9 protein-coding genes are annotated in these 13,034 nt (G+C 72.5%); 1 reads left to right on the top strand and 8 read right to left on the bottom strand.

The window, feature by feature from the left end:
* Positions 1–30: 30 nt before the first annotated feature.
* From ACZ2G1_RS05055 to ACZ2G1_RS05040, 4 genes are all read right to left on the bottom strand, one after another.
* Positions 31–1,257 (bottom strand): IS110 family RNA-guided transposase, encoded by a 1,227-nt coding sequence (locus ACZ2G1_RS05055; RefSeq protein WP_058857733.1) that lies wholly within the window; start codon positions 1,255–1,257, stop codon positions 31–33.
* Between the two features lie 318 nt (positions 1,258–1,575).
* Positions 1,576–2,316, bottom strand: coding sequence for an MBL fold metallo-hydrolase (locus ACZ2G1_RS05050; RefSeq protein WP_470377553.1), 741 nt, complete (start codon positions 2,314–2,316; stop codon positions 1,576–1,578).
* Positions 2,313–3,410, bottom strand: coding sequence for an S-(hydroxymethyl)mycothiol dehydrogenase (locus ACZ2G1_RS05045; RefSeq protein ID WP_470377552.1), 1,098 nt, complete (start codon positions 3,408–3,410; stop codon positions 2,313–2,315). The genes ACZ2G1_RS05050 and ACZ2G1_RS05045 overlap by 4 nt, the downstream gene beginning before the upstream one ends.
* A 176-nt stretch (positions 3,411–3,586) precedes the next feature.
* On the bottom strand, positions 3,587–4,702 hold the full coding sequence (locus ACZ2G1_RS05040) for a YihY/virulence factor BrkB family protein (protein ID WP_136341679.1): 1,116 nt from the start codon (positions 4,700–4,702) through the stop codon (positions 3,587–3,589).
* Between the two features lie 171 nt (positions 4,703–4,873).
* Between ACZ2G1_RS05040 and ACZ2G1_RS05035 the strand changes: the two genes are divergently transcribed.
* Entirely contained in the window at positions 4,874–5,698 is an 825-nt protein-coding gene (locus ACZ2G1_RS05035; RefSeq protein ID WP_470377551.1) for a transglutaminase-like domain-containing protein, read from the top strand.
* 19 nt (positions 5,699–5,717) lie between these two features.
* On the opposite strand, the gene ACZ2G1_RS05030 is transcribed toward ACZ2G1_RS05035, so the two are convergent.
* From ACZ2G1_RS05030 to ACZ2G1_RS05015, 4 genes are all read right to left on the bottom strand, one after another.
* Positions 5,718–6,152, bottom strand: a complete 435-nt coding sequence (locus ACZ2G1_RS05030; RefSeq protein WP_017833225.1) for a MarR family winged helix-turn-helix transcriptional regulator — start codon at positions 6,150–6,152, stop codon at positions 5,718–5,720.
* Between the two features lie 251 nt (positions 6,153–6,403).
* Positions 6,404–9,619 (bottom strand): efflux RND transporter permease subunit, encoded by a 3,216-nt coding sequence (locus ACZ2G1_RS05025; protein ID WP_470377550.1) that lies wholly within the window; start codon positions 9,617–9,619, stop codon positions 6,404–6,406.
* Between the two features lie 210 nt (positions 9,620–9,829).
* Entirely contained in the window at positions 9,830–11,257 is a 1,428-nt protein-coding gene (locus tag ACZ2G1_RS05020; protein WP_017833224.1) for a malate:quinone oxidoreductase, read from the bottom strand.
* Between the two features lie 169 nt (positions 11,258–11,426).
* Positions 11,427–13,034: an ABC transporter substrate-binding protein gene (locus ACZ2G1_RS05015; protein WP_115162818.1), complete on the bottom strand. Its 1,608-nt coding sequence runs from the start codon at positions 13,032–13,034 to the stop codon at positions 11,427–11,429.

Here is a 13,034-nt window from a genome sequence, read left to right as displayed (position 1 = left end):
CGGCAGGGGGGGGTGCCTCTATGGTTTCCGTCAAGCGGCCAGGGCCACCGGTGACGTGTTCTGGGGCTCGGTGGGGTCTTGGTAGAGGGTGCCGTCGCGCAGCATGGCGAACAGGACGTCGGTCCGTCGGCGGGCCAGGGCGATGATCGCCTGGTTGTGGCGTTTGCCCTGGGCGCGTTTCCGGTCGTAGTAGGCCCTCGAGGGTGGGTGGTTGAGTGAGGCGAAGGCCGAGAGGAACAGTGCCCGCTTCAGGCGTTTGTTGCCGCCCTTGGCGGCGTGCTCGCCGCGGATCGAGGTTCCCGACCTTCGGGTGACCGGGGCGATCCCGGCGTAGGAGGCCAAATGCCCGGCATCTCGGAAGTCCTTGCCGACGACCTCGGTGAGGATTCTCGCGGCGGTCCTGACCCCTATCCCGGGCATCGAGGTCAGGACCGGGCAAAGAGGGTGGGCCTCCACGAGGGCCTCGACCTGGGCGGCCACCGTGGCCCGTTGGTGGATCAGGCCGGCCAGCTGCCCGGCCAGGATCGGCACGACGGTGGCGGCGGCCTCGGTGCCGGCCACGACCACGGTCTGCTGCCCCAGAGCGTCGAAGATTTCCTCGGTGAGGGTCTCGGCCAGCCGGGGTGCGTGCTTCTTGAGCCTTGCCCGCACGTGGCCCCTGCCGGCCGCGGCGAGCTTGGCCGGGGTCGGGTAGCGGCTGAGCAGATCGGCGACCGCCGGGTGGGTCACCCGCGATCCCAGGACCCGTTCCAGGGCGGGGTGGATCTGGGTGAGCATGCCCCGTAGGCGGTTGGAGGTGGCGGTGATCTGGGTGGCGAGGTCGTCGTCGAAGCCGGCCAGCACGGCCAGTTCGGCGATCTGGGCCTCATCGACCTGGATGTCACGCAGGGTGTGCGGCATGGTCCGGGCGGCCTCGGCGATGATCAGTGCGTCGCGGGCGTCGGTCTTGGCCGTGCCCGGGTGCAGATCGGCGATCCGGCGCATCGCCAGCCCGGGCAGGTAGGCCACCTGTACGCCATCGGTGCCTTCGGCGACGGCCACCGGCAACGCCCCGATCGTGGCCGGCTGGTCCACGACCATCAGCACCGGCCCATGGGCCGCGGCCAGGTCGGTGAGGATGGCCCGCAGCCGGGTCTCGTCGTTAGGCAGGGCCTTGTCGTAGACCGTCTTCCCCGCAGCCGTCACCGCCACGGCGTGGTGGTCGGACTTGCCGACGTCGAGGCCGACGAACACCGCCGGTTGTGGTTGCTCTGACATGGCCGGGCCCCTTCTCATCCGCTGCTGTACGAGCATGCTGGCCGGCCGGATGGTGATCACGCTCGGCATCCACGTTACGAAGGCCCTAATCCAGCGGGCCCTGCCTCTATTAGCGATCCGCGATCACCGGACCGGTCCTCGGTGACTACACCCCCCGGATCATGGATGACTGGGGGCAAACGATCATGCCGAGGACCGGCCGGTCAGCACCCCTCCATCCTGTCGGACCGAGGAGTTGGGAAGAAGGTAACGGGGGGCACCGCCGTCCCGGGCCACCCGCCGGGCCCGGGAGCCGCGGCGGGTGGCCCGGGGGCGCGGTCAGTGGCCGCGGTCGATCCACTCCTGCAGGTGCGGGGCCTCCGCACCGATCGTAGTGGTGTCCCCGTGCCCGGTGAGCACCTCCGTGGACTCGGGCAGCGTCAGCAGCCGCTCGCGGATGGAGTCCACGATCGTGGGGAAGTCCGACCAGGACCGGCCGGTGGCGCCGGGACCGCCCTGGAACAGGGTGTCCCCGGAGAACAGCACCCCGCCCTCGCCCAGTTCCGGCGCCCAGAAGCACACGGACCCGGGGGAGTGGCCCGGGGTGTGCAGCGCGGTGAGGGTCGTCCCCGCCACGGTGAACTCGTCCCCGTCGGCGATCGCCGCGTCGAAGGGCGTCTTCGGGTAGACCTGCTCCCACAGCACCGTGTCCTCCGGGTGCAGGTGGATCGTCCCGCCCACCTGCCCGGCCACCTCCTTGACGGAGCGGATGTGGTCGTCGTGGGCGTGGGTGAGCAGGACCGCGGTCACCGTGCGCCCGGCGACGGCCTCCACCACCGCGGCGGGGTCGTGGGCCGGGTCGATCACCACGCACTCGTCGTCGTCGCCCACGATCCACACGTTGTTCTCGACGTCCCAGGTCCCGCCGTCGAGGGAGAACGTCCCGGAGGTGACCAGCCGGTCGATGCGGGCCCGGCCGGCGCCCTCGGCGGGCCGCACCGGGACGGCGCCGCGGTCGGCGGGGTGGGCGCGCTCCCGGTCGGGCAGTGCCTCGCCGTCGTGGCCGTCGACGGCGCTCATCGGCCGAGCTCCACGACGGAGCGCAGCACCTTGCCGGCGGTCATCCGCTCGAAGGCGGGCTCGACGTCCTCGATCCCGATCCGTTCGGTGACGAAGCCGTCGAGGTCCAGCCGGCCCAGCCGGTACTGGTCCACGAGCATCGGGAAGTCCCGGTTCGGCAGGGTGTCGCCGTACCAGGCGGACTTGATGGACCCGCCGCGGCCGAAGACCTCGTCCAGCGGGATCTCCCAGGTGGTGCCGGGGGCGGGCACGCCCACCAGGACCAGCCGTCCGGCGAGATCGCGGGCCTCGAAGGCCTGCTGGAAGGTCGCGGCGACGCCCACGGCGTCGACCACGACGTCGGCGCCGTGCCCGCCCGTGAGCTCCTGGATCGCCGCGACGGGGTCCTGCTCCTTCGAGTTCACCGTGTGGGTGGCGCCGAACGTCTGCGCCGTGGCGAGCTTCTCGTCGTCGAGGTCCACGGCGATGATCGTGGTGGCCCCGGCGAGCTGGGCCCCGGCGATCGCCGCGGTGCCGACGCCGCCGCAGCCGATCACGGCCACGGACTCCCCGCGCCGGACGTTCGCGGTGTTGAGGACGGCGCCGATGCCGGCCATCACGCCGCAGCCGAGCAGGCCGACCGCGGCGTACTGGTGGTCCTCGAGCTCGCCCTCGATCTTGGTGCACTGACCGGCCGCGACCAGGGTCTTCTCGGCGAACGCCCCGATGCCCAGGGCGGGGGAGAGCTCCGTGCCGTCGGCGAGCGTCATCTTCTGGGTGGCGTTGTGGGTGGCGAAGCAGTACCAGGGCTCGCCCCTGCGGCAGGCCCGGCACTCCCCGCACACGGCGCGCCAGTTGAGGATGACCTTGTCCCCGACGGCGACCTCGGTGACGCCCTCGCCGACCGCGGCGACCACGCCGGAGGCCTCGTGGCCGAGCAGGTAGGGGTAGTCGTCGCCCACGGCACCGACCTTGTAGTGCAGGTCGGTCTGGCAGACCCCGCAGGTGAGGACGTCCACGAGCGCCTCCCCGGGCCCGGGGTCCGGGACGAGGATCGTCTCGAGGGTGGCTGGTGCGTTCTTCGCGGTGACTACGACGGCTCTGACCTCGTGCATGAGTGGGACCTTCCTGCGGACGACGTGACGGTTCCGGTCCGGAACACCGCTCCCCAGTCTAGGGAAGGACGCCGGGGGCGCGCGGTGCGGCGCCGGAGGGCGGCGGCCCCGGGCCGGGCACGACGAAGCGGCGGACCCGCGGATCAGCACCACGGGTCCGCCGCCGGGGTCGGCCGTCAGCTCCTGCCGGAGGCCTTGTCGGCGTCCTTCCCGGAGTCGTCCGAGGAGTAGTCGAGGTGCTCGTGCTCGAGGCGCAGCTTCCGGCCCTGGTCCACGAGCTTCTCCGCCTTCTTGTCCTTCTTGTCGACCTGGCGGGTGTCGCGCGGCGGGAGCTGGATGGTCTCCTCGGCCTTGATCCCGCCCTGCAGCTGGCGGCCGCGCTCCACCTCGGCGTCGATCTCCGCGCCCAGCAGCAGCACGTTGTTGATGATCCACAGACCGAGCAGCAGGACGATGACGGAGCCGATGATGCCGTAGGTGGCGTTGTAGGACGCGAAGTTGCTCACGTACCAGGTGAAGGCCAGTGCAGCCACGGCCGCCACGACCAGGGCGACGATCGAGCCCATGCTGATCCAGCGGAACTTGGGCTGCTGGACGTTGGGCGTGAAGTAGTAGAGCACCGCGATGAGCAGGACGGCGAGGATGACGACGACCGGCCACTTGGCGATGTTCCACACCGTCACGGCCGTGGTGCCGAGCCCCACGAGGTCGCCCACCCACTGGGCGATGCCCCCGGAGATCAGCACCATGAGCATGATGAGGACCACGATGAGGACCAGCATCAGCGTGACGAGGAGGTTCATCGGCCGCAGCTTCCAGATGGGCCGGCCCTCCTCGACCTCGTAGATGCGGTTCATGGCCCGGCCGAAGGCCCCCGTGTAGCCGGAGGCGGTCCACAGTGCGCCGACGATGCCGACGACGAGGGCGAGCCCGGCGCCGGTGCCGGAGGTGAGGTTGTTGATGGGATCCTCGAGCAGGGTCACGAGCTCGGGCGGGGCCGCGCCCTCGAGGAACCCGGTGATCGCCTGGGTGGTGGCCTGCCCCTGGCCGAACACGCCGAGCAGGGACACGATGGCGAGCAGCGCGGGGAAGAGCGAGAGCACCGCGAAGTACGTCAGGGACGCGGCGAGGTCGGTGCAGTCGTCCTTGGAGAACTCCGAGATCGCACGTTTGACGACGTAGCCCCACGAGGGCTTGCTGATCTCGGTGGGACTGTCCGGCTTGCGGGGATCCTCGGGATCCGGTGCGGTGCGCTCCTTGGAGCGGCTGTCCTGGGTGGTGTCCTGGGCCATGCTGCGTCCTTCGCGGTCGGCCGCCGGGTGCAGCGCGCGGGCTCCGGCCGGCGGCGGGGCGTGTGGGGGATGTCTCGTGGATCAGTGTACTGATGAATCGCCCCCGTGAGCGACAATGGAGCGGACGGGCCACCGGTCCGCCGCACATTCCCCCCGACCAGGAGGCCCTTCGTGCCCACCACCCGGCGCACCGTTTCCGCGGAGGTCGACTTCGCCTCGGAGACCGACCACCTGGCGGTGTTCTCCCTCGCGGCCGCCCGCCCCGGCGGAGGCGCCCGCCCCGGCGAGCACCTGAGCCTGCGCGTGGACGGGACCGAGGTCGCGCTCGAGGAGGCGGAGGACCTGCACGGCACGCGGTTGCACCTGGCCCGGGTGCCGGGCGGCACGCAGTGCACGGTGTCCTATGCCCTGGAGCTGGACGGCCCGGCGGGGTCACCGCCTCCGGCGGAGCCGGTCGACTTCGTCCGCTACACCCGGCCCAGCCGGTTCTGCCCCTTCGACGAGATGGCCGGCACCCCCGACGCCCTCTTCCCCGGGGCCCGCGGCGGCGGCTACGAGACGCTCCAGCGGGTGCGGGACTGGGTGCACGAGCACCTGGACTACGTGGTCGGCTCCTCGACGGCCACCGACACCGCGGTGCACACGTTCCTCACCCGGCAGGGCGTGTGCCGGGACTATGCCCACCTGCTCATCACCCTGCTGCGGGGACTCGGGGTGCCGGCGCGGCTCGCGTCGGTCTACGCGCCCGGGCTGTCCCCCATGGACTTCCACGCGGTGGTCGAGGCCTGGCACGACGGCGCCTGGTACGTCCTCGACGCCACCGGGCTCGCCCCGCGCACGGAGTTCGTGCGCATCGCGACGGGCGCGGACGCCTCCGAGGCGGCGTTCCTGACCACGCTCCAGGGGGAGATCACGCTGGGCGGGATGCGGGTGTCCGCGGAGTCCTCCGTCCGCGGCCGCGAGGACCCGGGGGCCAGGGTCGTCCTCCCGCTGTAGCGCGGCGGGGGAGCGCGGCTCAGAGCTCGTTGACGGCTTCCCGCAGGCGGTCGGCGAGCCGGGTCAGGATGCGCAGCTCCTCCGGGTCCAGGCCCGCGGACATCAGTTCGTGCACGTGCACCCGGAACTGCTCGGCGATCTGCACCTGCATCTGCCGGCCCCGGTCGGTCAGCCGGATCCGCAGCCCTCGCAGGTCCTGCGGGTCCTGCCAGCGGTGCACCAGCCCCTTGAGCTCGAGACGCTCCAGCATCCGGCTGAGGCTCGACTGGGTGAGGAGCACGTACTCGTTGAGCTCGTTGAGCCGCATGCCGGCCTCGTCGGAGCGGGAGAGGTTGAAGAGGACGTCGTACTCGCGGGCGGAGAGCTCCGCGAACTCGGGTTGGCGCTGGAGACGCCGCATGACCGTCACCTGGGCCCTGAAGAGGGCCTCCCAGGCGTCGGCGCTGTTCTGCACACGATCTGTTTCTCTGCGGGTCACAGGATAATGCTACGGCCCGGTTACATCGGTGCACCGGGCCCCGGTGTCCCCCCTTTCGGGGGATGCCTCCCGGGGGCTCCCCGCACGCCGCCCGCTCCACAGCACCGAATCCCCCTGTGACCAGCGGCGATGATACCTTCTGCACCCTGTGGACGGGGAGTGACCGGGGTGCGCCCGCGAGTGTTTTCAGAAGCAAACGTCCACGAAAGAGCGCACGGTGACGAGTGTCACGTCAACTTCTGCGGGCGCCGCGCCCCGGCGCCGCGCCCCGGGGCTGCGGCCAGCGCCGCGATCCGCTCCTCCCGGCGCCGGAGCCGTGCCTCCTTGCGCGCCTCCACGAGCCGGTACAGCACCGGCACGAGCACCAGGGTCAGCAGGGTCGAGGAGATCAGCCCGCCGATCACCACGACCGCCAGCGGCTGGGAGATGAAGCTGCCCTGCCCCGTGATCCCCAGCGCCATGGGCGTCATCGCCAGGATGGTCGCCAGGGCCGTCATCACGATGGGGCGCAGCCGGCGGGTCGCCCCCTTCTCGATGGCCTCCTCCAGGTCCATGCGGTGCTCCCGGCCCCGGTACTGGTTGATGAGGTCGATCAGCACGACCGCGTTGGTCACCACGATGCCCACGAGCATCAGCACGCCCACCAGCGAGGCGAGGCCCAGCGGCACCCCGGAGGCCAGCAGCGCGAGCACCGCGCCCGTCGCCGCGAAGGGGATCGAGACCAGCAGGACCAGCGGCTGGACGAGGGACTTGAAGGTCGCCACGAGCACCACGTAGACGATCGCGATCGCGGCGAGCACGGCGAGGCCCAGCTGCCGGAACGTGGTCTCCTGCTCCGTGGCGGCCCCGCCCAGCTCGGCCGCCGCGCCCTGCGGCAGGTCCAGGCCCGCGAGCGCGTCCCGGACCTCCGCGCTCGTGGCGCCGAGGTCGTCGCCGCCCGGGGTGACGGCCACGGTGGCGGTGCGCTGGTCGTTGCTCGAGGTGATGGTCTCGACCGTGAGCGCCTCCTCGACCTCGGCCAGCTCGTCGAGGCGGACGGTCCCGCCCGCGGCCGGCACCGGCAGTGCCCGCAGCGCCTCGATGTCCTCGACGGCGCGGCCCTCGCCGATCGTCACCGCCACCGAGTCGGCGTCCAGGTCGATGGACCCGGCGGGGAGGGGGTTCACGGTGCCGGCGAGCGCCCCCGTGACCTGCTCCTCGCTCAGGCCGCGGGCGGCGGCGGCCGCCCGGTCGACCGTGACCACGACGGTGGGCTGGGTGGCGGCCAGGTTGCTCGTGACCTGCCCGGCGGAGCCGAGCTCCCGCATGGCCCGCACCACGGCGTCGTCGGCCTCCGCCAGCGTCGCCTGGTCCGTGGCGGTGACGGAGATCTCGACGTCGTTGCTCGTGAAGCCCTGGGCGCCCCGCACCGAGAACTCGCCGGCGCCGTCCAGCCGGTCCAGGCGCTCGCCGACGGTGCGGCGCAGCCGCTCCTGGTCGACCGCGGCGTCCGTCGTCACGGAGAACGTGGCGCTGTTGGTGCCGCTGCCCGGCAGGAACGCGGAGAAGCCGCCGCCGGGGCCCATGGTGACCTGGACGTCCTCGATGCCGTCGGTCCAGTCGAGCACCTCCTCGGCGCGGCCCGCCTGCTCGGAGGTCACCGCGAGCGCGGTGCCGGGCGGCAGGTCCTGCTCGATCGTCATGGTGTTCTGCCCCGTGTCCCCGAGCAGGTTGGTGGGCAGCACCGGCAGCAGGGCGGCCGTGCCGCCGAGGATCAGGACGCTCACCCCGAGGGTGGCCCACGGGTGGCGCTGCGTGCCGCGCAGGACCGGCAGGTAGCCCTGGGCCAGCCGGGGCGGCGTCCCGGCCGCGGCGCCGGGCGGGGGACCGGCCGTGCCGTCGGCCCAGGGGGCGGGGCGCCCCGCCGGCGCCCGGCGGGCCCGCCGCGCGAGGCGGGGGTCCCGGAGGAACCAGAACGCCAGCACGGGCACGATGGTCAGGGACACCACGAGCGAGGACAGCAGCGCGATGGTGGTGGTCAGGGCGAAGGGCCGGAACAGCTCGCCGGTCACGTCCCCCACGAACGCGATGGGCACGAACACCGCGACCGTGATGAGGGTGGAGGCGGTGATCGCCCCCGCGACCTCGCGCACGGCGGTGAGGATGGCCCGGCGCTTCGCGTTGGCGGGGTCGGTGCTCAGGTCGACCGTCCCGTAGTGGCGCTTGATGTTCTCGATCACCACGATCGAGTCGTCCACCACCCGCCCCACGGACAGGGTGATGGCCGCGAGGGTCAGCAGGTTCAGCGAGTAGCCCAGGGCGTTGATCCCGATGAACGTGGCGAGCAGGGACAGCGGGATGGAGATCGCGGTGACCAGGGTCGAGCGCAGCGACGCCAGGAACACCAGGATGACGAGCACGGCGAACGCGAGCCCCAGGAGGCCCTCGACCGTGAGGTCCTCGATCGACTGCTCGATGTAGGGGGCCTGGTCGAAGACCGCCGTGATCTCGGCGCCGTTGCCGAGGTCCTCCTCGAGCTCGGGGATCATCTCGCCGACCGCCTGGGAGATCCCGACCGTGTCCCCGTCCGGGGTCTTGGTGACGGACAGGGCGAGCGTCGGGGCCCCGTTGGTGCGGGTGATCGAGGTCTGCTCCTGCTCGGCGAGCTCCACGGCGGCCACGGCGCCCACGGTGGTGGGCTCGGCGGCGTCGGGCGCGTCCTCGGGGAGGGGCAGCGGGACGTTCTCCACGGCCTCGAGGGAGTCGAGGGGGGAGCCGGCCTGGACGGGCAGGGTCGTGGCCCCGTCGTCCACGGTGCCCACGGGCACCAGCCCGCCGCTCTCCTCCAGCGCGGTGCGGATGTCCGCGGGCGTGGCGCCCGCCCGGGCGAGGTCGGCGCGGTCCGGCAGGATCGAGACGACCTGCTCGGGGGCGCCGCTGACCTCGGCGGAGCGCACGCCCTCGATCCGCTGCAGGTCCGGGACCGTGAGCCGTTCCAGGTCGGCGGCGAGCGGGCTGAGGTCCTCGTCGGAGGACACGGCGAGGAAGACGATGGGGAAGTCGGCGACGGAGCCGGCGAACGCGGTGGGCTCGACGTCGTCGGGCAGCTGGGTGCGCACGTTGGAGATCGCCCGTTCCACCTGGTTGCGGGCCCGGTCCAGGTCGGTGCCGTACTCGAAGCCGAGCCGGATCTCGGACAGCCCGCTGCGCGAGGTGGACGCCGAGCTCTCGAGGCCCTCCACGATGTTGAGCGCCCGCTCCAGGGGCCGGCCCACCTGCTCGTCGACGACCTCCGCGGACGCGCCGGGCATCGCCGAGACCACGCTGATGGCGGGGATCTCCAGGGACGGGATGAGCTCCTGCTTCATGGAGCGCATGCTGAGCACCCCGAAGAGGGCGACGAACAGCGTGATGAGCACGATCAGGGCGCGGTTGGCCATCGACGCGCGGGCGAGGAGAAACACTCGTGCTCCTTGGGGAGGGATGGGCGAGGGCGTCCCGGCCGGGCCGGGGCGCACGCCCCTCAGCGTACCGCCGCGTACCGACAGGTCACCCGGGCCTGCTGGGCCGGGGGGCCGGGGCGGACCGGACGACGACGAGGCCCCGGACCGGCCGGTCCGGGGCCTCGTCGCGCGGGCACCGCGGCGTGCGGAGCGGTGCCCGTCGGGGCGGTGTCAGCTGATGCCGAGCACCTGGGCGGTGCGGCCCATGACCTCGTCCGCGAGCTGCGGGTTGTCGTTGAGCTTCACGCCGTAGGAGGGGATGAGCTCCTTGATCCGCGGCTCCCACCCGGACATCCGCGCCGGGAAGGACTTCGCCAGGAGGTTGAGCATGATGGGCACCGCGGTGGACGCGCCGGGGGAGGCTCCCAGCAGGCCGGCGATGGAGCCGTCCGCGGCGGTGATCAGCTCGGTGCCGAACTGGAGCACGCCGCCCTTCTGCTTGTCCCGCTTCATGACCTGCACGCGCTGGCCGGCCTCGATCAGCTCCCACTGCGAGCCGTCGGCGGTCGGGTAGAACTGCTGCAGCGCCTCGACCCGCTGGCCCTTGGACTTGGCCAGCTCGCTCAGCAGGTACTTCACGAGATCCAGGTTGGCCAGGCCCGCGCGGGTCATCGGGTAGAGGTTGTGCGGGCGCACGGACAGGGGCAGGTCCAGGTAGGACCCCTGCTTCAGGAAGTTGGGCTTGAACCCGCCGTAGGGGCCGAACAGCAGCGCGCGCCGTCCGTGCTCGTAGCGGGTGTCCAGGTGCGGGACGGACATGGGCGGGGCGCCCACGGAGGCCTGGCCGTAGACCTTGGCGTTGTGCTGGGCCGCCACGTCCTCGTCGGAGTTGCGCAGCCACAGGCCGGAGACCGGGAACCCGCCGTAGCCCTTGGCCTCCCGGATGCCGGACTTCTGCAGCAGCGGCAGGGCGCCGCCGCCGGCCCCCACGAACACGAACTTCGCGCGCACGAGCCGGTCGCCCTCGGTGTTGAGGCGGTTCTTGACCCTCGCCACCCAGGTGCCGTCGCCCTGCCGGTCGAGGTCCGTGACCTGCTGGCCGTAGCGCACCTCCCCGCCCCGGGCCTGCAGGTGGGCGACCTGCTGCCGGGTCAGCTCGCCGAAGTCGACGTCGGTGCCCTCGGGGGACCAGGAGGCCGCCACGCGACCCGCGCCGCGGCCGTGCATGGTCAGCGGCGCCCACTCCGCGATCTTCTCACGGTCCTCGGTGTACTCCATGCGCTCGAAGAGCTTGTTCGGCTGCAGGGCCTCCCAGCGGCGGCGCAGGTAGTCGCTGTGCGCGTCGCCGAAGACGAGGGACATGTGCGGCACCGGGTTGATGAAGGAGCCGGGCTCGCGCAGCTTGCCCTCCGACACGAGAGAGGCCCAGAACTGGCGGGAGAGCTGGAACTGCTCGTTGATGCCGAGCGACTTCTCCGGGCTCACGGACCCGTCGGCGGCCTGGGGCGCGTAGTTGAGCTCGCAGAGCGCGGAGTGGCCGGTGCCGGCGTTGTTCCAGACGTTGGAGCTCTCCGCGCCCACCTGGTCGAGGCGCTCGAGCATCGTGATGTCCCACTGCGGCTCGAGCTCCTTGAGGAACACGCCGAGGGTGGCGCTCATGATGCCTCCGCCGATCAGGAGGACGTCGGTCGATTCCGTTGTCTGAGGTGATGTCACAGTCGATGCTCCCGTTGAACGCCCGGCGCTGCGCCGGTGAATGGTCGGGATCAGACTATCGCCACGCCCGGACGAACCCCGAATGCGGCCGGGCGCGCGCCGGGGCCGGTGCTCACGGCGCGGCGCCGAGGTCCACCCGGTTGAAGACCTCGTTGCCGGTGGAGCTCAGGGGGAAGGACGTCACGGAGTCCCCGACGGCGACCGCGGAGATCGGGTGGGCCAGCGGGACGGCGGGCAGCAGCCGCGAGACGCGGTTGTTGATCGACACGTACGCGCTCGAGCGGTCCTCGCCGTCGGGCAGCGCCGCCGCGCGGTTGACGGCGCCGAACAGTGACACGGCGTCCGCGCCGAACTCCCCGCGGGGGGCGCCGAACAGGGCGGCCGTGAAGTAGTCCGGGTCGCGGTAGCCGCCGTTGAGGCCGAGCAGGTGCAGGGCGTGGTCGCCCTCCGGGTCCTGGACCTGCTGCACGTAGCCGTCCGACCAGGCCACCGGGACGGGCTCGATCACGAACCCCGCCCGCACGAGCTGGGCCGCGATGTCGGCGTAGATCTTCTCGGGCTCCTGCATGTAGGTGCGGGAGGTGCCGCGGGGATAGTAGAACCGCAGCGGCTCGCCGGCGTAGGAGGACGCCGCCAGCAGCTCGCGCGCCCGCTGCGGGTTGTAGGACGGGACCTGCAGGTCGGTCCCGTCCATCGCGAAGCGGGCGGGCAGGAACTGGTTCGCCACCCGGGTGCCGTCGGGGTAGTGCTCGCGCACGATCGCGCCGCGGTCCACGGCGGCGGCGATCGCCTCCCGCACCTCGGGGTCGTCCAGGGGCTCCACGTCCTGGTTGATGCCGAGGTAGGACACGGAGTACGGGTCGCGCTGGAGGACCTGCACGCCCTCGCGCGCGAGCGGGGCGAAGGAGTCCAGGCCCACCTGGTCGTAGCCGTCCACCTGGCCGAGGCGCAGCGCCACGTAGCGCAGCTCCGGCTCGGCGATCGTGCGGAACTCGAGCCGGCCGATGTCCCCGAGCTCGCCCCAGTAGTCGGGGTTCGCGACCAGCACCACGTTCGTCCCGTCCCCCGACTCGTAGCGGAAGGGGCCGGTGCCCACGGGGTGCGTCTCGTGCGTGCCGGCCGCCAGGGCCGCGGGGGACGCGATCCCGAACGCGGGCTGCGTCAGCGCCCGGAGCAGGGGCGTGTGCGGCGCGGTCAGCGAGAGCTCCACCGTGGACTCCGACGCCGCGGCGCACCCCGCGTAGAGGGAATCGATGCCGGGGGCGCCGGTGCGCAGGACCGTGGCGAAGGGGGTCCGTGCCCCGTCGGCGGCGAGGGCCTCCCAGCGCTCGAAGTTCGCGCACACCGCCGCCGCGTCCAGGGCGGTGCCGTCGTGGAAGCGCACGTCCCGGCGCAGGTCGAAGGTGTAGGTGAGCCCGTCCTCGGAGGTCTCCCACGACCGCGCCAGGGCCGGCACCGCCTCGCCCGTGGAGGGGTCGGCGGAGACGAGCCCCTCGAGCATCTGGGCCCCGATCCGGGACGTCTCCAGGATGTTGACCGTGGCCGGGTCCAGGGTGGGGGCGGCGGCGGCGTTGGCGAACACGAACTCCCCGCTCGGCACGGACCGGGCGGCGGTGGGGGTGCCGGGCCCCTCGCCCGCAGGGGCGCACCCGCCGAGGGCGAGGAGCCCCGCGACGAGCGCGAGCGCGGCCGCGGTGCGGGGGGTTCGCCTGGGCGCCAT

The organism is Kocuria sp. KKT182 (genome assembly GCF_055635395.1).
This window is presented reverse-complemented; position numbering and strand designations above follow the sequence as displayed.

What these genes read in the sequence shown, in the direction of transcription:
- ACZ2G1_RS05055 (WP_058857733.1), bottom strand. Translation starts at nt 1,257, where the DNA reads ATGTCAGAGCAACCACAACCGGCGGTGTTCGTCGGCCTCGACGTCGGC.
- ACZ2G1_RS05050 (WP_470377553.1), bottom strand. Translation starts at nt 2,316, where the DNA reads ATGAGCGCCGTCGACGGCCACGACGGCGAGGCACTGCCCGACCGGGAG.
- ACZ2G1_RS05045 (WP_470377552.1), bottom strand. Translation starts at nt 3,410, where the DNA reads ATGCACGAGGTCAGAGCCGTCGTAGTCACCGCGAAGAACGCACCAGCC.
- ACZ2G1_RS05020 (WP_017833224.1), bottom strand. Translation starts at nt 11,257, where the DNA reads ATGAGCGCCACCCTCGGCGTGTTCCTCAAGGAGCTCGAGCCGCAGTGG.
- ACZ2G1_RS05015 (WP_115162818.1), bottom strand. Translation starts at nt 13,034, where the DNA reads ATGGCGCCCAGGCGAACCCCCCGCACCGCGGCCGCGCTCGCGCTCGTC.
- ACZ2G1_RS05040 (WP_136341679.1), bottom strand. Translation starts at nt 4,702, where the DNA reads ATGGCCCAGGACACCACCCAGGACAGCCGCTCCAAGGAGCGCACCGCA.